Origin of the sequence: Nocardioides sp., from assembly GCF_036274455.1 — a bacterium.
In the GTDB taxonomy this organism is placed as follows: domain Bacteria; phylum Actinomycetota; class Actinomycetes; order Propionibacteriales; family Nocardioidaceae; genus Nocardioides.
The window spans coordinates 1-18722 of the sequence record NZ_DASUFR010000231.1; the positions used below are offsets into that span (position 1 = coordinate 1).

Sequence of the window (18722 nt, forward strand, 5' to 3'; positions counted from 1 at the left end):
CGCTCGCACGCCGTGATTGGGCTGCTTCCCGCCCGCTGTGGCAGACTCTCACCTTGGCCCAGTGGTCGAAGGACGGCCCCGACAGCGCGTTCGGGGAGTCCGCGTGGGGCCCCTGCCACAGGGGAGGTCCGCGCCGCCGGCCCGGCCGCCGAGAGGCGGCGCTGGGTCCACAACACCAGAGCACCACCCATCCGATTCCGCGGCTGACCTGTGGCACCCGCGAGGAGATGCCATGAGCAACGTGATTGCCGACCTCGGCAACGCCGTGAAGCGCGACGACGTCCCCGACTTCCGCGCCGGCGACACCATCAAGGTCCACGTCAAGGTCGTCGAGGGCAACCGCTCTCGCATCCAGGTCTTCCAGGGCGTCGTGATCCGGGTCCACGGATCGGGGATCGGACGGACCTTCACGGTCCGCAAGGTCTCCTTCGGCGTCGGCGTCGAGCGCACCTTCCCCCTCAACTCGCCGATCTTCGAGCGGATCGAGGTCGTCACCCGCGGTGACGTGCGCCGCGCGAAGCTCTACTACCTCCGCAACCTCCGCGGGAAGGCCGCCAAGATCAAGGAACGCCGCGAGGCCTGATCAGCGGCTACCTAGACTCGACCCGTGATCACCCCACGAAACCGCTCGGTGGGAGCGCTTCGCGTGGCCGACTCGCGTTTCCGCGGGGACCCCGAGAAGGCATGACGATCGAGGACGCCGACACCAGCACCGCCGCCGGTGTCGGGGAGCACGCGTCGCGGCGTACACCTGAGTCCTCGAGCCACAGGGGCGACCGGCGCCACATGCCGGTCTGGCAGGAGACGCTGATCCTGCTCGTGGTGGCGGTGCTGCTCGCGGTCGGGCTGAAGGCGTTCTTCGTCCAGGCCTTCTACATCCCCTCGGAGTCGATGGAGCCGGGCCTGGTCAAGAACGACCGGATCCTGGTCCAGAAGGTGTCCTACTGGGGTGGCGGCGGACCGCAGCGCGGAGACGTCGTGGTGTTCAAGGACCCGGGCGGCTGGCTCGGCCCCGAGGACGTCGACGGCCCCAGGAACCCCGTGGCCAAGGGGCTGGAGAAGATCGGGCTCTACCCATCGGGGGGCCACCTCGTGAAGCGAGTGGTCGGCGTGGCCGGCGACACCATCGTCTGCTGCGACGACCAGGGCCGGATCTCGGTCAACGGGCAGCCGGTCGACGAGGAGGGCTACGCCCGGCCCGGCCGGATCGGCAAGCACGACTGCTACGGCCCGATGACCGGCGACTGCAGCTGGACCGCCGGCCCGGTCCCGGCGGGGCACGTGTTCGTGATGGGCGACAACCGCGACCACTCGGCCGACTCGACGGTCCACATGTGCGCCGAGGGCCAGACCGACTGCGTGCCGGGCCACGAGTTCGTCAGCGACGACCTGATCGTCGGCAAGGTGCTCGCGCTGGTCTGGCCGGTCTCGCGGTGGAGCGGCAGCGACGGCACCGACGCCTTCGAGAAGGTCCCCGACGCGTCGTAGGCTCGGTCACCGATGTCTGTCCTGCCCCGAGGAGCCACGGTCCGGAGGGACGCCGGACTCTACGGCTACGAGCGCGCGCTGCGCCGGCACGGCATCGAGCCCATCGCCGGCGTGGACGAGGCCGGTCGTGGCGCCTGCGCCGGGCCGCTGGTGGCCGGTGCCTGCATCCTCCCGTCCGGCAAGGCCGGGATCGTGCCGGGGCTGGCCGACTCCAAGCTGCTCACCGAGAAGGCACGCGAGCGCTGCTACGCCCAGATCGTCCGGCGCGCGGTCGCCTGGTCGGTGGTGGTCGTCTCCCACGAGGAGTGCGACCGGCTCGGCATGCACGTCGCGAACGTCCAGGCGCTGCGCCGGGCGGTGGCACTGCTCGAGGTGCCGCCGGCGTACGTCCTGACCGACGGGTTCCCGGTCGACGGGCTGGGCGTGCCCGGCCTCGCGGTCTGGAAGGGCGACCGGGTGGCCGGCTGCATCGCGGCCGCGTCGGTCCTGGCCAAGGTGACTCGCGACCGGATCATGACCGAGCTGGACTCGCAGTGGCCGGCCTACGACTTCAAGACGCACAAGGGCTACGTCACCGAGGTGCACAGCGCGGCGCTCGCCGAGCACGGCCCTTCGCCGGTGCACCGGATGCGGTTCGTCAACGTCCGGCGGGCCGCCGGTCTCGAACCGCTGGCCGGCGTGCAGAATGAGGAGGCGATCGTGCTGGAGGAGGTTCGGTGATCACCCCACGAAAGAACGCGGAGGGGGCGCTCCGCGCGGAGGACGCGCTCTTCCGCGGGGACCCCGGAAAAGCATGAGCGCAGAGGATCTCGAGAAGTACGAGACCGAGATGGAGCTGACGCTCTACCGCGAGTACCGCGACGTCGTCGCCATCTTCAAGTACGTCGTCGAGACCGACCGCCGCTTCTACCTCTGCAACCAGGTCGACGTGAAGGCCCGCAGCGAGGCCGGCGAGGTGTTCTTCGAGGTGTCGATGAGCGACGCGTGGGTCTGGGACATGTACCGCCCCGCCCGGTTCGCCAAGACGGTCAAGGTGCTGACGTTCAAGGACGTCAACGTCGAGGAGCTCAACCAGACCGAGATCGACCCGCCCAAGGTCCCCTGACGCCGGCGGGCACACCGGACTAGTCCTTTCGGGCACGGCCGCTTCACCCGACCGGGCGATTCCGGTCCGTTCGACCCTGAGGACGGGCCGTGGCGGCTTGACTTGCCTACCGACGGGTCGGACCAGGACAAGGAGACGTGGTGTGAGCGCGCGCGGCTTCCGGCCCGCCATCCGGACAACCATGGCTGAGGCAGGACATCGCGGTGAGCGCGGCGCCGCCGCCGTCGAGTTCGGGCTGGTGCTCCTGCCCCTGCTCTTCCTCGTGCTCGGCATCATCCAGTACGGCGTCTACTTCTGGTCGATGAACTCCGGGTCGAACGCCGTCGGTGACCAGGTCCGCCGGATGGCGGTGGGCGACTGCCAGACCGACGCGGAGCGCAAGCACTTCCTCAGCGAACGGCTCGGAAGCGCGACGACGTCCTCGGAGTCTGCGATCTCGACCACGGTGGTGTACCTCAACCCGGACGGGACCCCCGCGACAGAGGCGGTGGTCGGCGGCACCGTCCGGCTCAAGGCGACCTACGACGCACCGGACTTCCACTTCCCGCTCATCCCGGTGCCCAGTAGTGGACGGATCTCGCGCACCTTCGACGCACGCATCGAGGACCTCGACCCGGTCACCGGCGGCTGCTCGTGAGGCGCTGGTCGGCCAGGCGGCGCGACGAACGGGGCGCGGTCGCGATCCTCGTGACGGTGCTGGCGTTGGTCCTGCTGCTCATGGCGGCGTTCGCCGTCGATCTCGGCAACGCCTACGTGGCCAAGCGGGACAGCCAGAAGCACGCCGACCTCGCGGCCCTGGCCGGTGGGCAGGGCGACAACCTCCCGACGCCGAACTCGACCCGGACCTGTGCCTACGGCGCCGCCGGGGGGGCCGCCGACCAGGCCGTCGTCGACGTCGCCGCCTACCTGCAGCGCGCGCTCGCCACGTCCACGCCGACCGCGGCGAACCTGGTCGACTGCGCTCTGGGCAACGGCGAGGTGTTCTACGGCGACCTCACCTGGTCCGCCGGGCAGCCGAACGTGACCTATGACAAGAACAAACTGACGGTCATCCCGCCCAATACCCACGTGGACTTCGGCTTCGCGGACGTCATCGGAGTCGACGGCACCGACGTGAACGCCCAGGCGACCGTCGAGATCCGGTCGCCGAGGTTCTCGCCCCTGCCGTTCTACGCCTTCACCGGGTGCGACTACGGTCCACAGACCCTGCAACAGCCCAACAACGGCCACTCCGCTGACGCGCTGATGCTCTACCTGCCGGGCGACACGAACGACGCGACGCTGACAGGCGTCACCCCCTCGTCGTACCCGGCCGGGACGCCGTCAGGCACCCTCCAGCCTGTCGACATCTCCGGGACGAACCTCACCGGCGTGACCGAGGTCGGCTTCTTCGAGCCCGGGAACGCGGTCGCCGGTCCCGCGCCGGTCACCACGACCGCGTTCACGGTCGGCGCCGGCGGGACCACCATCCACCTCGACGATCTGCCGGACCAGGCGCGCGGGGTCACCGGGGTCCAGCAGTTCTGGTACGTCCGGGTGAAGAAGAACGGACAGTGGTCGCCGGTCTATCGGACCGGAAACACCCTCAACGCTCCCCAGCTCACCATCGGTGACCCTCCGCTGCTGTGCGGCCAGGGCAGCAGCTCCGGCAACTTCGGCACGTTGAAGCTCTCCAACCACGTAGGGGGTGGCCAGGACAAGATGGGCGCCGCGAACGTGGCGCTGGGGCTCGACCACGCGCTCAACATCTACCCGGTTGCCAACCGGCGCGCCGACGGGACGTGCAGCTCGGCCCAGCCCCAGACCAAGCTGTGGCCCGCGGAGGGCACCAACTGCGTGCAGACCGATACCGGCATGTCCTCCAACGTCGCCACCGGCGGCTTCCTCGGGGTCGGGTCGTCGGCTCCCTCGCCCTCGCAGTCGGCCCCGGATCCCCCCGGCCTGCTGCGCAAGGCGACGACGACCACATGCGGTCCAGGCGGGACCGCGGCCACGAGCGTGCGGATGGGCGTCACCATCAACAACGACACACTGAGCTGCTTCTTCACCAGCTCCACGGTGCATGTCGGTGACATCGACAACGCGACCTACGCCGGACCCGTGGCGCTCTCGAGTGACATCTACAAGTCGCCTCGCTTCGGCTACGTTCCGGTGCTCCCGGTCCAGCCGAGCAGTGGCGGCAGCACGAACTACCAGATCATCGAGTTCCGTCCGTGCTTCATCACCGACCAGCCCGGCTCGGCGATGAAGGGCGACCCACCGTCGGCGACCAACGGCCTGATCACCGACTCCAACGGCGTCGTCTCCCTCGAGGTGATCTTCATCAACAGCAACGCGCTGCCACCACCGCCCACCGCCGACGGGACGACACCGTGGCAAGGGGCCGGTTCGAAGATCCTGCAGCTGGTCAACTGACACACCCTCACGGCGTCCTCGCCGTGCGCATGTCTAGTCCTCGGGTATGAATCCCCCCGGTTTTGCCCATATGGGTGAAACCGCTCTGCCAGCCTCGTTTCTCGCAGGTCAGGGGCGGGGTCAACGGAGGAGCGACGGTGCTGGGGCGGTCTCGCAGGGGCAAGCGCGGCGAACGCGGGGCAGTGGCACTCGAGGCCGCGCTCACGTTCCCGATCCTGCTCCTCATCCTGCTCGGCATCATCGAGCTCACCTTCCTGATGCGTGACCACGCCGTGGTCGTCTCCGACACCCGGCTCGCCGCCCGCATCGCCTCCACCGGGGCGAACGCCGGCCAGGGGGTCTGTGAGACCGGTCCCGATGCGCCGCCCTGCGTCCCCTCCAACGTGCCGGCCCTCGCCCAGAAGGCCGCGGACGCGATCCAGCGCGCCGGGTCGGCCATGCCCGTCGACCAGATCCAGTACCTCCTGGTCTACAAAGCCAACGCGCAGGGCTACCCGGGGAGCGACGGCAACACGACGATGCCGACCAGCTGTTCGGGCTACGCCAGCTGCGTCAAGTTCGTCTGGCGGCCGAACCAGAACGCGTTCCGCTACAACAGCGGCTCCTGGGACCCCAGGACGATCAGCGCCTGCTTCCCGGGGACCGGGTCGAACGCGCTCGACCGGGTGGGCATCCAGCTGGTCGCCAGCCACAAGACCTTCACCGGCCTCTTCGGCAGCTCGCTGAACCTCGAGGACCACGCGGTGATGAACTTCGAGCCGCTGCCGACCCAGTTCTGCGCCTCCGGGGCGCACTCGTGACCAGTCTCGGTCGCTGGGCCGGGCGCCGGCTCGCCCGCCGTCTGGCCAACCTCGCTGACGCCAGGAGCAGCGAGGGCGGCTTCATGACCATCCTGCTCGCGGTGCTGGTCTCGAGCGGCTTCCTGCTCGCGTCGATCGCGGTCAGCGTCGACACCTCCCGCTGGTACGACGAGCTCAACCGGGTACAGAAGGCGGCCGACGCCGCGGCACTCGCCGGCGTCCCGTTCATGCCCTTCGACCTGACCAACGCGACCGCCCGCGCCAAGGAGGTCGCCAAGCGCAACGGCTACGACGACAACAGCCCGGACGTCGTGGTGACCGTCCAGGTCGGGGACCTCGCGAGCCAGCTCAAGGTGACCATCACCTCGAAGGTGCACAACGCCTTCGGCGGGTTCATCGGGGTGCCCAACACCACCGTGTCGCGCACGGCGACGGCGGACTACAAGGGTCCGGCGCCGATGGGCAGCCCCTGCAACACCCTCGGCAACGAGCCGAACGCCGGCACCGGATCGAGCTCACCAACGCCGTCCGGCACCGCCCAGGGCACCACCCCGTTCTCCAACTGCTCGAGGAACCCGACGTTCTGGGGCGTCCTCGAGGGCCCGGAGACCGGCAAGGTGCAGGGCGACCGCTACCAGACCAGGAACTGTGAGTCCTCCGGGGTCGACGGCTGCACGGGGCTGACCAACGACGAGTACGGACCGAAGGTGTCCAGCACCTCGTCGACGGCGTTCGGCTACGTCTTCCTCGTGAAGGTGCAGGACGCAGCGGTGAACACCGACATCAGGCTGCAGGTCTACGACCCGATCATGCTGAACGCCGGGCAGAGCTGCGAGCAGCTGCCCTCGTCGACCAGCTTTGGCACGACCGGCAACGCCAACAACTACGTCACCAACAACGACGCCAGGAGCCGCTACAGCAAGGACGGGGGCAGCACCTCGACGTACTGCACCGGCGACAGCTACGCCGGCACTGGCTCCGGCGCCAGCCCGAAGCACGCCATGACCACCAGCTTCGTGCTTCGCCAGCAGGTCGACTCGATGGACGCGACCGCCGCACCGGTCCAGAACGACACCTCCGGCAGCCCGTGCATCAAGCAGTACGGCTCCTACGTGACGACCTCATCGATCAGCGCCAACCTCTTCAAGTCGTCCTCGAGCAGCTACAACGACGACGTGGCGAGGATGTTCCACAACTGGGTCAACCTCTGCACCTTCCGGCCGACGCGGGCCGGTGACTACTACCTGCAGGTGCGGACCAACGTCAGCCTGGCCGGCAGCGGCGCGGGCCTCGAACGATCGGGCAACCTGGCGGCCGCGGCGCTCCAGGGGAACACCACCTCGGGTGAGGGCTCCAACGCCTTCGCGCTCCGGGCCGTCACCGCGACCGGCCAGGAGAAGAACGTCGCCGTCTCCGGCTACGAGCACATGCCGATCTTCATCAACGCCGACACCGCGACCGCGACCTTCAACCTGATCCGGGTGCTGCCCGGCGCCGCCGGCCAGACCATCTCGTTCAGCTACTTCGACGCAGGTGACGCGGCGTCCAACGGCACCGTCCAAGTGCTGCCACCGACCGACGCCACCGGGTCGATCCTGACCACGCCGTACCCAGGCGGGTGCAAGGCCGTCGGTGGCACCGCGGGAGCGGGTGCGAACCTGGTCGCGTGCACCGCGCCGATCACCCAGTCGAGCGGTGTGTCCAGGAACAACGGCAAGACCGAGACGATCACGATCCCGATCCCGACCGACTACACCTGCAACGTCAACTCGTTCGGCGGCTGCTGGTACCGCGTCCAGATCGGCTTCGGCACCGGCTCCGTGCACGACGTGACGACCTGGGACGCCACGATCATCGGCGACCCGGTCCGCCTCATCAAGTAGCCGCCGGCTCTCCACAGCCGGCCCTGCCGGCCCCGTTGTCCACAGCTGCATCCGCCGGTCCCGCGCACCGTCGCTGCTGAGCGTCATCGTCCTCCGCAGGAGGTCATGATGACGACGACCGCACGACAGGCGCTCGGCGCCTATGGCGAACGGGTTGCGGCCCGGCACCTCACCGAGCGCGGCCTGGTGCTGCTGGACCGCAACTGGCGATGTCCGGAGGGCGAGCTCGACCTGGTGCTGCGCGACGGCGCGGTGCTCGTCGCGTGCGAGGTGAAGACCCGGCGCGGCGACAGCTGCGGCAGCCCGCACGAGGCGGTCGACCCGGTGCGGCTCGAGCGGCTGCACCGGCTGGTGTGGCGGTGGGCCGAGGAGCACGACGTCCACCCCGACGAGGCCCGGGTCGACCTCGTCGCGGTCCAGCGGCCCCGGCGCGGTGCCGCGGTCGTCGAGCACGTCGCGGGGCTGGTCTGATGCCGTTCGCGACCACGCGCACCCTCGCGCTCTCCGGTGCGGTGGGCCACGTCATCGACGTCCAGGCCGACGTCTCGGCGGGGCAGGTGGCCACCGTCCTCGTCGGTCGCCCGGACTCCTCGCTGAGCGAGTCGCGTGACCGCTGCCGGATGGCGATCATCAACAGCGGGATGGAGTGGCCCTCGTCGCGGCGGACGACGATCCTGCTCTCGCCCGCCGACCTGCCCAAGCGCGGCACGCACTACGACCTGGCCATCGCGGTCGCGGTCCTCGGCGCCACGGGAGCCGTCCCCGCCGCGACCCTCGGCGAGGTGGTGCTCATCGGGGAGCTGACCCTGGCCGGCGGGCTGCGGTCGGTCCCCGGCGTCCTGCCGATGGTGATGGCCGCGTCCCAGCGCGGCTTCCGGCACGTCGTCGTGCCCGAGCCGCAGGCACACGAGGCGTCGATGGTGCCTGGCATGAACGTCCTCGGGCTGCGCTCCCTCGCCCAGGTGGTGGCCGAGCTCCGGGATGAGCCGGTCCCCGAAGCGCCGCCGGTCGCCGCCATGTCGAGCACCCGCCTGCTCTCGTGGCGCGGTGCCGGGCGGATGGAGGAGCTCGACCTGGCCGACCTGGTCGGCATGGAGGAGACGCGCTACGCCGTCGAGGTCGCCGCGGCCGGCGGCCACCACCTGCTGCTGTCCGGGCCCAAGGGCTGCGGCAAGACCAGCATCGCCGAACGCATCCCGGGGCTGCTGCCCGACCTGACCCGCGAGGAGGCGCTCGAGCTCACCGCGGTGCACTCGCTCGCCGGCGCCCTCGAGCCGGGCGACGACCTGCTGACCCGGCCGCCGTTCGCCGCGCCACACCACGATGCGTCGACCACGAGCCTGGTCGGCGGTGGCTCCGGCACCGTCCGCCCGGGCGAGATCAGCCGGGCCCACTGCGGCGTCCTGTTGCTGGACGAGTTCCCGCTGTTCCGGGCCGACGTCATCAACGCGCTGCGGCAACCGCTCGAGAGCGGAGACATCAGCGTGGCGCGGGCCGAGGAGTCCGTGGTGCTCCCGGCCCGGTCGATCGTCGTGCTCGCCGCCAACCCGTGCCCGTGCGGCGACTTCCACGCCGAGGCCAGTCTCGACCGGTGCAAGTGCCGCGAGGTCCAGCGGCGCGACTACCGCCGCAAGGTGACCGGTCCGATCACCGACCGCATCGACATCACCCGGCACCTGCGAGGCGTCACCCCGACCAAGAGCCGCGACCCGTTGGCGGTGCGCGAGAGCACGGCGACCGTGCGCGCCCGGGTCACCGCGGCCCGCGAGCGGCAGGCCGAGCGCTACGACGGCGAGGAGTGGCGGCTCAACGGCCACGTGCCGGGCCCGGTGCTGGCGGCCCGGTGGCCGCTCACGCCCGCGGCGACCGACCTCGTCGACGACCAGCTCTGGAAGGGACGGCTGACCCGACGCGGGCTGACCCGTGTGCAACGGCTGGCCTGGACGGTCGCCGACCTGGCCGGTGTCGAGCGGCCGGGGACGGCCGAGGCCGACGTCGCCCTCCGGCTGCGCAGCGGTGCACCGCTGCTCGCGGCGACACTGAGGAGGGCGGCCGGGTGACCGACGAGCGACTCGCCCGCCTCGCGCTCAGCCAGCTGGGCGAGCCGGGCAGCCTCAAGATGGCCGGACTCGTCGCCGAGCTCGGTGCTGCGCGGCTGCATGCCGAGCTGCTCGGCGGCACCGGGGCCCGTGCCCTGCGCGAGGACGTGGCCGCCCGCCTCGAGGACATCGACCCCGGCCGCGACCTCGACCGGGCCACGCGGCGCGGCATCCGCTGGGTGGTCCCGGGAGACGACGAGTGGCCGGACGCGCTCGACGACCTCGACGGGTCCGAGCCGCTCCAGGGCATGGGCCGCGCGCCGCTGGGCCTGTGGGTGCGTGGGCCGCTCCGGCTCGACCAGCTGCCGTCACCGGTGGCGGTGGTCGGCTCCCGCTCGGCCACGACCTACGGCACCGACGTCGCCGCCGAGCTCTCTGCGGGCCTGGTGCGGTCGGGGTCGGCGGTCGTCTCCGGTGCGGCGTTCGGCATCGACCAGGCGGCGCACCGCGGCGCTCTCGCCGGCGGCGGGCCGACGGTGGCCGTGCTGGCGTGCGGAGTGGACCGTGCCTACCCGGCGGCCCACCAGCGCCTCCTCGACCACCTCGCCGAGTGCGGCGCGGTCGTCTCCGAGCTCGCCCCCGGCCGTTCACCGACCCGGCTCCGGTTCCTGGCGCGCAACCGGCTGATCGCGGCGCTCACCCGAGGCACGGTGGTGGTGGAGGCGGCGGTCCGCAGCGGCGCGCTCAACACCGCGGGCTGGGCCGCCCGCCTCAACCGTCCGGTGATGGGGGTGCCGGGGCCGGTGACCAGTGCACCGTCCGAGGGCGTGCACCAGCTGATCCGCTCCGGCGCGGCCACGCTGGTGACCCGGGCCGACGACGTCCTCGAGCTGACCGGCGCGATCGGCGAGCACCTTGTCGAGGAGGTCCGGGCGGCCGCCAGGCCGCGCGACCGGCTGACCAGGGCCCAGCAGCAGGTCATCGAGGCGGTGCCGCTGGTCCGGCCGGCCCCCTCCGACTCGATCGCGCGCACCGCCGGGCTCGGGCTGATGGAGGTCCGGTCCGCGCTGGACGGGCTGGCTCGGCGCGGTCTGGTCGAGCAGCTGCCGACCGGCTGGCGGCTCGCCGAAGCCATGGATGGGAGCTGAAGGGGCGCCGACCCTCCTACGCTGGGAACGTGACCGCGACGCCCGCGGCCGATGCCGGCCCCGACGAGCTCCCGGAGGCGCTGGCGCTGGCCCTCGGCGCCTACGAGCGTCACCTCGCCTCCGAGCGCGACCTCACCCGGCACACGGTGCGCGCCTACGTCGGCGACGTGGCCGGGCTGCTCGACCACGCCGCGCGGCTCGGGCTGTCTGAGGCGAGCGAGCTCGACCTGCGCACTCTGCGGAGCTGGCTGGCCAAGCAGCAGACGCTCGGCCTCTCGCGTACCACGCTCGCGCGCCGGGCCACCGCGGCGCGGGTGTTCACTGCCTGGCTGCACCGGACGGGCCGGGCGCGGGCCGACGCGGGCGCGACCCTGGGGTCGCCGAAGGCCAGGCGGACCCTGCCGCCGGTGCTGCGCGCCGACGAGGCGCGCGACCTGATCCGCTCGGCCGCGGAGCTGGCCGACGACGGCAGTCCGGTGGGGCTGCGCGACGTGGCGATGCTGGAGCTCCTCTATGCCACCGGGATCCGCGTCGGTGAGCTCGTGGGGCTCGACGTGGACGACCTCGACCGCGACCGCAACGTGGTCCGGGTGCTGGGCAAGGGCCGCAAGGAGCGGACCGTCCCGTTCGGCCACCCGGCCGCGCAGGCCGTGGACCGCTGGCTGGCCGAGGGCCGCCCGGCGCTGCGGGTCGAGGGTGCGGGTCCGGCGCTGTTCCTCGGCGCGCGGGGCCGCCGCATCGACCAGCGGGCGGTCAGGTCACTGGTGCACCGCCGGATCGCCGACGTGCCGGGCGCGCCCGACATCGGGCCGCACGGGCTCCGGCACACCGCGGCCACCCACCTGCTCGAGGGTGGGGCCGACCTGCGCTCGGTGCAGGAGCTGCTCGGCCACGCGTCGCTGGCGACCACGCAGCTCTATACCCACGTCACCAGCGACCGGCTCAGGGCGGCCTATCGACAGGCACACCCCAGGGCCTGAGCACGGGTGCATCCAGGCTCAGCACCAGAGCGTCTCGCCGCAGCGGGAGCAGCCGGACGGGGCCGGCACCGACCAGGCGCAGCGGGTCGAGGTAGGTCTCGCCCTCGATCCAGCCCCAGTGGAGACAGGCGCGGGGGAAGCAGTGCGACCCGGCCAGCTCGAGGGTGCCGATCGGGGAGCCGGCCGCCACCGCGGAGCCGACCGTGACGGTGGCTGCGACCGGCTCGTAGGTCGTGCGGGTGACGCCGTGGTCGACGACCACCACGCCGCGCCCCGCCAGGGCGCCGGCGAAGGTGATCGTCCCCGGCAACGCGGCCCCGACACTCTGGCCCACGGTGCCGAGCAGGTCGACGCCCCGGTGGCCGGCGCCGTAGGGCGAGTCGGGCGGGTCGAAGCCGCGGACCACCTCGGGCTGCGGCTGCAGCGGCCAGACCCCGACGGGGTCGGGTGTCGGGCCGGGCAGCGCGAGCGCGGCCGCGAGCAGGAGTGCGGTCAGGGGAGCCATGCCGGCCACCCTGCCGGGCGGTGGGGACCGGGGGAGGGCCGGCGGCGGCGACCTGTGGACCAACCGGCGGCCCCGGGCCGCTGTGGAGGATTGGCGGCTGCCCACGGCCGTCGACTACTCTTGCCGTGCAGCCCTCCGGGGCTGACTTCGCACGCTTGCAGACCACGACGGGCTTTCTTGTGGAGCCCGACCTCCCGTGGGCGACGATCCTCGGTCCTGGCCGACAGCCAGGTGGGGTCGCGCGCAGGCGTCAGGACGCGACGACACCCGTCGTAGGCGTGAGCAACTGAAAACCCGACCGGACCCCGCTCCGGTGTGCTCTGCAGCAAGGGCACACAACGGCAGCCGCGGGTCCACCACAAGGAAGAAGACACATGGCAGTCGTGACCATGCGCCAGCTCCTCGAGAGCGGCGTCCACTTCGGGCACCAGACCCGGCGCTGGAACCCGAAGATGAAGCGCTTCATCATGACCGAGCGCAACGGCATCTACATCATCGACCTGCAGCAGTCGCTGGCCTACATCGACCGGTCCTACGCCTTCATCAAGGAGACCGTCGCCAAGGGCGGCACGATCATGTTCGTGGGCACCAAGAAGCAGGCCCAGGAGGCGATCGCCGAGCAGGCGACGCGGGTCGGCATGCCCTACGTCAACCAGCGCTGGCTCGGCGGGATGCTCACCAACTTCCAGACCGTGCACCAGCGGATCAACCGCCTCAAGGAGCTCGACGAGATCGACTTCGACAACGTCGCGGGATCCGGTCGCACCAAGAAGGAGCTCCTGCAGATGAAGCGGGAGCGCGACAAGCTCGACAAGACCCTCGGTGGCATCCGTGAGATGAGCCGTACGCCGGCCGCGGTCTGGGTGGTCGACACCAAGAAGGAGCACCTGGCGGTCGAGGAGGCCCGCAAGCTGCGGATCCCGATCATCGGCATCCTCGACACCAACTGCGACCCCGACGAGGTCGACTTCCCGATCCCGGGCAACGACGACGCCATCCGCGCCGTCGGCCTGCTCACCCGGGTGGTTGCCGACGCCGTGGCCGAGGGGCTCATCGCCCGCTCCGGCACCCGCGCCGGCGACGACACCGCCGAGGCCGTCGGTGCCGAGGAGCCGTTGGCCGAGTGGGAGCGCGAGCTCCTCGGCGGTGACGCCGAGCAGGCCGCCGAGGCCGCCACCGGCTCGCCGGCCGATGCCGTGGAGGCTGCGTCCGAGGCAACAGGCGCCTCCACCGAAGGCACCGCCACCCCGGTCGAGACCGACGTGACCGAGGACCTCACCGAGACGATCGGCGAGTCCGTCGACGCGCCCGCTGCCGAGGCTCCCGCTGCCGAGGCTCCCGCTGCCGAGGCTCCGGCCACCGACGAGGCTCCGGCCACCGACGAGGCTTCGGCCACCGAGGCCGCCGACGACGCCACGGCCTGAGCCACCCCACCAGGACAACAGGAAGAAGAAGCGAACCGACATGGCCAACTTCTCCGCAGCCGACGTCAAGAAGCTCCGTGAGCTCACCGGCGCCGGGATGATGGACTGCAAGAAGGCGCTCGAGGAGACCGACGGCGACATCGACAAGGCGATCGAGCTGCTCCGCGTCAAGGGCGCCGCCAAGGCCGCCAAGCGTGGCGCCGAGCGCGAGGCGACCGCCGGTCTCGTCGCGCACGCCCCCGGCGTCCTGGTCGAGCTCAACAGCGAGACCGATTTCGTGGCCAAGAACGACGACTTCGTCGCCACCGCCCAGAAGATCGCCGACGCGGCCTCAGCGGCCGGCGTCGACGACCTGGAGGCGCTCAAGGCGGTCGAGCTCGACGGCCAGACCGTCGGCGACGTCGTCGAGGGCCTCGCGGTCTCCATCGGCGAGAAGATCGAGCTCGGCCGCTACGTGCGCTTCGACGGTGACGTGGTCGCCTACATGCACAAGCGGGCGGCAGACCTGCCGCCGGCCGTCGGCGTGCTCGTGGAATACACCGGCGACGCCGACGCGGCGCGCGGTGCGGCGATGCAGATCGCCGCGATGCGTCCGCAGTACCTCACCCGTGAGGACGTGCCCACCGACGTCGTCGCCAAGGAGCGGGAGATCGCCGAGCAGACCTCGCGCGAGGAGGGCAAGCCCGAGCAGGCGATCGCCAAGATCACCGAGGGCCGGCTCAACGGCTTCTTCAAGGACGTCGTCCTGCTCGAGCAGCCGTCGGTCACCGAGACCAAGAAGTCGGTCAAGGCGGTCCTCGACGAGGCCGGCACCACACTGACGCGCTTCGCGCGCATCGAGGTCGGAGCCTAGGACCCCTGACCGATACCCTCACCCCGACACCTCACAGGAGAAGGAGGGCCGCCCAGTGCCCGGCTACCAGCGAGTCCTGCTGAAGCTCTCCGGTGAGGTGTTCGGGGGAGGGAAGGTCGGCGTGGACCCCGACGTCGTCCAGGACATCGCCCGCGAGATCGCGGCGGTGACCGCCGCGGGCGCGCAGATCGCAGTGGTCACCGGCGGCGGCAACTTCTTCCGGGGCTCGGAGCTGCAACAGCGCGGCATGGACCGCGTGCGCGCGGACTACATGGGCATGCTCGGCATCGTCATGAACAGCCTCGCGCTCCAGGACTTCCTCGAGCGGATGGGCATCGAGACCAGGGTGCAGACCGCCATCACGATGGGCCAGGTGGCCGAGCCCTACGTCCCGCGCCGGGCCATCCGGCACATGGAGAAGGGCCGGGTCGTCATCTTCGGCGCCGGCATGGGGCTGCCGTTCTTCTCCACCGACACGGTGGCGGTGCAGCGCGCCCTGGAGACGCGGTGCGACGTCGTGCTCGTGGCCAAGAGCGGAGTCGACGGCGTCTACAGCGCCGATCCGCACGTCGACCCGACGGCCACCAAGTTCGACGAGCTGACCTACGACGAGGCGATCTCCCGCGACCTTCGGATCATGGACCAGACCGCGTTCACGCTGTGCAGCGAGAACAAGCTGCCCATGATCGTGTTCGGGATGGAGACCGAGGGCAACATCCTCCGGGCCGTGCAGGGTGAGAGGATTGGCACCCTCGTCAGCGCCGGCTGACGACCGGCAGGACCCGACGGAGCAGGACAGGGAGCAGTGGTGATCGACGACATCCTCCACGAGGCCGACGACAAGATGGACAAGTCGGTCGAGGCCGCCCGCGAGGAGTTCGCGGCGATCCGGGCCGGCCGGGCCCACCCGAGCATGTTCAGCAAGATCCTCGTCGACTACTACGGCACCCCGACGCCGCTGCAGCAGCTCGCGTCGTTCACCGCCCCCGAGGCCCGGATCATCCTGATCCAGCCCTACGACATGGGCGCGATGTCCAACATCGAGAAGGCGGTCCGCGACTCCGACCTGGGCGTCAACCCCTCCAACGACGGCAAGCTCCTGCGCTGCGTGTTCCCGGAGCTCACCGAGGAGCGCCGCAAGGAGTACATCAAGGTCGCCCGCCACAAGGCCGAGGAGGGCCGGGTCGCGGTCCGCAACCTGCGGCGTACGGCGAAGCACGGGCTGGAGAAGCTCGAGAAGGACGGCGAGGTCGGCAAGGACGACGTCACCGGCGCCGAGAAGCGGCTCGACGCCATGACCAAGAAGCACACCGACGCCATCGACGAGATGCTCAAGCACAAGGAAGCCGAGCTCCTCGAGGTTTGATCACCCCACGAGACTCCGCGCTCCTCCGCTGCGCTGACCCGCACGGAGTCCCGCGGGGACCCCGAGAACCATGACCACCACCCAGCCGACTCCGGCCAAGGACCACGGCCGGGCCGGTCGGGACCTGAAGGCCGCCTTCGGCTCGGCCATCGTGCTGCTGGGCGCGGTCGGCCTGTCGCTGTTCTTCTGGAAGCCGGCGTTCATCGTGATCGTGGCCGCCGCGGTCTGCGTCGCGGTCTGGGAGCTCCACAAGGGGCTGCTCGCCAAGGAGATCGACATCCCCGAGCAGCCCCTGATGCTGGGCGGCGTCGTGATGGTGGTCGTTGCCTACGTCTGGGGCGCCCCCGCCCTCGCCTCGGCGACCGCGGTGAGCGGGCTGGCCACGATGCTCTGGCTGCTGCGCCGGGGCATCAACGGCTACGTCCAGAACGCCACCGCCGCCATCTTCACGCTGTTCTACGTGCCGTTCCTCGGCTCGTTCGTCGCGCTGATGCTGGCCGAGGGCGGCCGCACCGGCGCCGGCCTCGACGACGACGGCGTCGCGGGGATCATCGCCTTCATCGTGGTCACCATCGCCTCCGACATCGGGGGCTACGTCGCCGGGGTGCTCTTCGGCCGGCACCCGATGGCTCCGGTCATCTCGCCGAAGAAGTCCTGGGAGGGCTTCGCCGGGTCGGTCCTGTTCACGGTCGGGGCCGGGATCGCGCTCGTCGTCCTGCTGCTCGACGGCGACTGGTGGGTCGGCGTCGCCCTCGGCCTGATCGCCGTGGTGATGGCCACCCTCGGCGACCTGTGCGAGTCGGTGATCAAGCGCGACCTCGGCATCAAGGACATGAGCCAGGTCATCCCTGGCCATGGCGGCCTGATGGACCGGCTGGACTCGCTGCTGGCGACCATCGCGCCGATCTGGTTGCTGCTCCACTACGCCGTGTTCACCTGATTCCCGTGACGCCCACGGCCTACGATCGAGGTGATGACCACCGAAAAGCCGACGGTCGAGGACGTCGAGGAGACGTCCCCGGACACCGAGGCGAGCCCGGAGCCGCCGGACGACGAGCCGGCCGGCCCGAGCTGGTGGCACCGCGACCACCCGACGTTCACCGCGCTGACCGGGTTCTTCACCGGGCTGCTCTTCGTGGCGCTCGTGCCCGCGACGTACGTCGCGGTGCTCAGCCTCATGTTCGACAACCAGAAGGTCGAGGACCTCTTCCCGTTCGTCCTCGTGACCCTGGTCGTCCCCTTGGCCCTGGTGGTCAACCAGCGCACCCGCCGGTTCGGCACCTACTTCTGGATCGGGATCGTGCTGACCGCCGTCGTCGTGGTCGGCGTGGCCGCTCTGGTGCTGTGGTACCTCGTCGACCACCAGACGTGACGGCTCCGAGCTGATGTTCGAGCCGACCCCGCTCCCGCTCGTCTTCGACGCGCCCAAGGGGCGCCGCAAGCCGCCTCGCCACCTCGCGGACCTGGCCATGGAGGAGCGGCTGGAGCTGGCGAAGGAGGCCGGGCTGCCGGCGTTCCGCGCTCGCCAGCTCTCCGCGCACTACTTCCAAAGGCTGGTCGACGACCCCGCACAGATGACCGACCTGCCCGCGGCCCAGCGTGACGAGCTGGTCGAGACGTTCCTGCCTGAGCTGATGACGCCGCTGCGCACCCTCGAGGCCGACCGCGGCACCACCCGCAAGACGTTGTGGAAGCTGTTCGACGGCGCCCTGGTCGAGTCGGTGCTGATGCGCTACCCCGACCGGGTCACGATGTGCGTCTCGAGCCAGGCGGGCTGCGGGATGGCCTGCCCGTTCTGCGCAACCGGTCAGGGCGGGCTGCAGCGCAACATGTCCACCGCCGAGATCGTCGAGCAGGTGCTGGCCGGGGCCCGGGCCCTCGACTCGGGCGAAGTGCCGGGCGGCCCGGGACGGGTCTCCAACGTCGTCTTCATGGGCATGGGGGAGCCGCTGGCCAACTACAAGGCGGTGATCGGCGCCGTACGCCGCCTCACCGACCCCGCACCGGACGGCCTCGGCATGTCCGCCCGCGGCGTCACGGTGTCGACGGTCGGCCTGGTGCCCCGGATGCGGCAGCTGGCCGACGAGGGCGTCCCGGTCACGCTGGCCCTCAGCCTGCACGCGCCCGACGACGAGCTGCGCAACGAGCTGGTGCCGATCAACACCCGCTTCTCCGTGGCCGAGACGGTCGAGGCGGCGTGGTCCTACGCCGAGCGGACCAGGCGCCGGGTCTCCATCGAGTACGCCATGATGCGCGGCATCAACGACCAGGCCTGGCGTGCCGACCTGCTCGCGGACGTGCTCCACGCCCACGGCGACTGGGGCTGGGTGCACGTCAACCTGATCCCGCTCAACCCCACGCCCGGCTCGAAGTGGACCGCCTCCGACCCGGCCGACGAGCGCGAGTTCGTCCGCCGCCTCGAGGCGAAGGGCATCCCCACGACCGTGCGCGACACCCGCGGCCGCGAGATCGACGGCGCCTGCGGCCAGCTCGCGGCCACGGAGGGTTAGGGCGACGGGTCACCCGTCCAGCAGCTGCGCTGCCTCGTCGACGGTGTCGACGAGGTGCACGCGGTCCTCCATCGGCCGGCCCCGGGCGAGCGAGCGCAGCAGCGGCCACGCCGGCAGCGTCTCGGTCCAGTAGGTGCGGCCGACCAGCACCATGTCGGCAACCGAGGACTCATCGGCGTAGTAGTTCTCGCAGCCGTCCTGGAAGA

General features: G+C 71.1%; 20 protein-coding genes and 1 pseudogene. 19 read left to right on the plus strand and 2 right to left on the minus strand.

What is annotated here, in order from left to right; all coding sequences use genetic code 11:
• Positions 1-232 precede the first annotated feature (232 nt).
• The 12 genes from rplS (at position 233) to VFV89_RS22030 (ending at position 11858) form a co-directional block, all read left to right on the plus strand.
• Entirely contained in the window at positions 233-583 is a 351-nt protein-coding gene (rplS, locus tag VFV89_RS21975; RefSeq protein ID WP_329708121.1) for a 50S ribosomal protein L19, read from the plus strand.
• A 101-nt stretch (positions 584-684) separates the two neighbouring features.
• On the plus strand, positions 685-1488 hold the full coding sequence (gene lepB, locus VFV89_RS21980) for a signal peptidase I (RefSeq protein WP_329708122.1): 804 nt from the start codon (positions 685-687) through the stop codon (positions 1486-1488).
• 12 nt (positions 1489-1500) lie between these two features.
• A complete protein-coding gene (locus tag VFV89_RS21985) occupies positions 1501-2208 on the plus strand; it encodes a ribonuclease HII (RefSeq protein ID WP_329708123.1) in 708 nt (235 codons plus the stop codon).
• A gap of 73 nt (positions 2209-2281) precedes the next feature.
• The gene (locus tag VFV89_RS21990) at positions 2282-2593 is read left to right on the plus strand and encodes a DUF2469 domain-containing protein (RefSeq protein ID WP_329708124.1); all 312 of its coding nucleotides are present in this window, start codon (positions 2282-2284) and stop codon (positions 2591-2593) included.
• A 181-nt stretch (positions 2594-2774) separates the two neighbouring features.
• On the plus strand, positions 2775-3230 hold the full coding sequence (locus tag VFV89_RS21995) for a TadE/TadG family type IV pilus assembly protein (protein WP_329708125.1): 456 nt from the start codon (positions 2775-2777) through the stop codon (positions 3228-3230).
• On the plus strand, positions 3227-5008 hold the full coding sequence (locus tag VFV89_RS22000; protein WP_329708126.1) for a Tad domain-containing protein: 1782 nt from the start codon (positions 3227-3229) through the stop codon (positions 5006-5008). The genes VFV89_RS21995 and VFV89_RS22000 overlap by 4 nt, the downstream gene beginning before the upstream one ends.
• Before the next feature lie 137 nt (positions 5009-5145).
• Entirely contained in the window at positions 5146-5808 is a 663-nt protein-coding gene (locus tag VFV89_RS22005; protein ID WP_329708127.1) for a TadE/TadG family type IV pilus assembly protein, read from the plus strand.
• Positions 5805-7691: a pilus assembly protein TadG-related protein gene (locus VFV89_RS22010; protein ID WP_329708128.1), complete on the plus strand. Its 1887-nt coding sequence runs from the start codon at positions 5805-5807 to the stop codon at positions 7689-7691. Before VFV89_RS22005 ends, VFV89_RS22010 begins: the two co-directional genes overlap by 4 nt.
• 108 nt (positions 7692-7799) lie before the next feature.
• The gene (locus VFV89_RS22015; RefSeq protein ID WP_329708129.1) at positions 7800-8162 is read left to right on the plus strand and encodes a YraN family protein; all 363 of its coding nucleotides are present in this window, start codon (positions 7800-7802) and stop codon (positions 8160-8162) included.
• A complete protein-coding gene (locus tag VFV89_RS22020) occupies positions 8162-9751 on the plus strand; it encodes a YifB family Mg chelatase-like AAA ATPase (RefSeq protein WP_329708130.1) in 1590 nt (529 codons plus the stop codon). The genes VFV89_RS22015 and VFV89_RS22020 overlap by 1 nt, the downstream gene beginning before the upstream one ends.
• Complete coding sequence (dprA, locus tag VFV89_RS22025; RefSeq protein ID WP_329708131.1) at positions 9748-10878, plus strand: DNA-processing protein DprA; 1131 nt, start codon at positions 9748-9750, stop codon at positions 10876-10878. Before VFV89_RS22020 ends, dprA begins: the two co-directional genes overlap by 4 nt.
• A gap of 29 nt (positions 10879-10907) precedes the next feature.
• Positions 10908-11858: a tyrosine recombinase XerC gene (locus VFV89_RS22030; RefSeq protein ID WP_329708132.1), complete on the plus strand. Its 951-nt coding sequence runs from the start codon at positions 10908-10910 to the stop codon at positions 11856-11858.
• Here the strand turns inward: VFV89_RS22030 and VFV89_RS22035 are convergent.
• On the minus strand, positions 11821-12363 hold the full coding sequence (locus VFV89_RS22035) for a M23 family metallopeptidase (RefSeq protein WP_329708133.1): 543 nt from the start codon (positions 12361-12363) through the stop codon (positions 11821-11823). The genes VFV89_RS22030 and VFV89_RS22035 overlap by 38 nt on opposite strands.
• Positions 12364-12737: 374 nt before the next feature.
• Between VFV89_RS22035 and rpsB the strand changes: the two genes are divergently transcribed.
• The 7 genes from rpsB to rlmN all read left to right on the plus strand — a co-directional run bounded on the left by rpsB (position 12738) and on the right by rlmN (position 18516).
• Positions 12738-13787, plus strand: coding sequence for a 30S ribosomal protein S2 (rpsB, locus tag VFV89_RS22040; protein ID WP_329708134.1), 1050 nt, complete (start codon positions 12738-12740; stop codon positions 13785-13787).
• A 40-nt stretch (positions 13788-13827) separates the two neighbouring features.
• Positions 13828-14640 (plus strand): translation elongation factor Ts, encoded by an 813-nt coding sequence (gene tsf, locus VFV89_RS22045; protein WP_329708135.1) that lies wholly within the window; start codon positions 13828-13830, stop codon positions 14638-14640.
• A gap of 55 nt (positions 14641-14695) precedes the next feature.
• Complete coding sequence (gene pyrH, locus VFV89_RS22050; RefSeq protein ID WP_329708136.1) at positions 14696-15409, plus strand: UMP kinase; 714 nt, start codon at positions 14696-14698, stop codon at positions 15407-15409.
• Between the two features lie 42 nt (positions 15410-15451).
• Positions 15452-16006: a ribosome recycling factor gene (gene frr, locus VFV89_RS22055; protein ID WP_329708140.1), complete on the plus strand. Its 555-nt coding sequence runs from the start codon at positions 15452-15454 to the stop codon at positions 16004-16006.
• A 70-nt stretch (positions 16007-16076) separates the two neighbouring features.
• Positions 16077-16946: a phosphatidate cytidylyltransferase gene (locus tag VFV89_RS22060; RefSeq protein ID WP_329708137.1), complete on the plus strand. Its 870-nt coding sequence runs from the start codon at positions 16077-16079 to the stop codon at positions 16944-16946.
• A gap of 33 nt (positions 16947-16979) precedes the next feature.
• The gene (locus tag VFV89_RS22065) at positions 16980-17378 is read left to right on the plus strand and encodes a hypothetical protein (protein ID WP_329708138.1); all 399 of its coding nucleotides are present in this window, start codon (positions 16980-16982) and stop codon (positions 17376-17378) included.
• A 13-nt stretch (positions 17379-17391) separates the two neighbouring features.
• Complete coding sequence (gene rlmN, locus VFV89_RS22070) at positions 17392-18516, plus strand: 23S rRNA (adenine(2503)-C(2))-methyltransferase RlmN (RefSeq protein WP_329708139.1); 1125 nt, start codon at positions 17392-17394, stop codon at positions 18514-18516.
• A gap of 9 nt (positions 18517-18525) precedes the next feature.
• On the opposite strand, the pseudogene VFV89_RS22075 reads toward rlmN, so the two are convergent.
• Positions 18526-18722: pseudogene (locus VFV89_RS22075) on the minus strand (Rossmann fold nucleotide-binding protein); the annotation flags it as partial.

Coding starts and splice junctions, on each gene's coding strand:
- VFV89_RS21990 (WP_329708124.1), top strand. CDS start 2,282: ATGAGCGCAGAGGATCTCGAGAAGTACGAGACCGAGATGGAGCTGACG.
- VFV89_RS22015 (WP_329708129.1), top strand. CDS start 7,800: ATGACGACGACCGCACGACAGGCGCTCGGCGCCTATGGCGAACGGGTT.
- rlmN (WP_329708139.1), top strand. CDS start 17,392: ATGTTCGAGCCGACCCCGCTCCCGCTCGTCTTCGACGCGCCCAAGGGG.
- VFV89_RS21985 (WP_329708123.1), top strand. CDS start 1,501: ATGTCTGTCCTGCCCCGAGGAGCCACGGTCCGGAGGGACGCCGGACTC.
- rplS (WP_329708121.1), top strand. CDS start 233: ATGAGCAACGTGATTGCCGACCTCGGCAACGCCGTGAAGCGCGACGAC.
- VFV89_RS21995 (WP_329708125.1), top strand. CDS start 2,775: ATGGCTGAGGCAGGACATCGCGGTGAGCGCGGCGCCGCCGCCGTCGAG.
- VFV89_RS22020 (WP_329708130.1), top strand. CDS start 8,162: ATGCCGTTCGCGACCACGCGCACCCTCGCGCTCTCCGGTGCGGTGGGC.
- lepB (WP_329708122.1), top strand. CDS start 685: ATGACGATCGAGGACGCCGACACCAGCACCGCCGCCGGTGTCGGGGAG.
- VFV89_RS22060 (WP_329708137.1), top strand. CDS start 16,077: ATGACCACCACCCAGCCGACTCCGGCCAAGGACCACGGCCGGGCCGGT.
- VFV89_RS22065 (WP_329708138.1), top strand. CDS start 16,980: ATGACCACCGAAAAGCCGACGGTCGAGGACGTCGAGGAGACGTCCCCG.
- rpsB (WP_329708134.1), top strand. CDS start 12,738: ATGGCAGTCGTGACCATGCGCCAGCTCCTCGAGAGCGGCGTCCACTTC.
- tsf (WP_329708135.1), top strand. CDS start 13,828: ATGGCCAACTTCTCCGCAGCCGACGTCAAGAAGCTCCGTGAGCTCACC.
- VFV89_RS22035 (WP_329708133.1), bottom strand. CDS start 12,363: ATGGCTCCCCTGACCGCACTCCTGCTCGCGGCCGCGCTCGCGCTGCCC.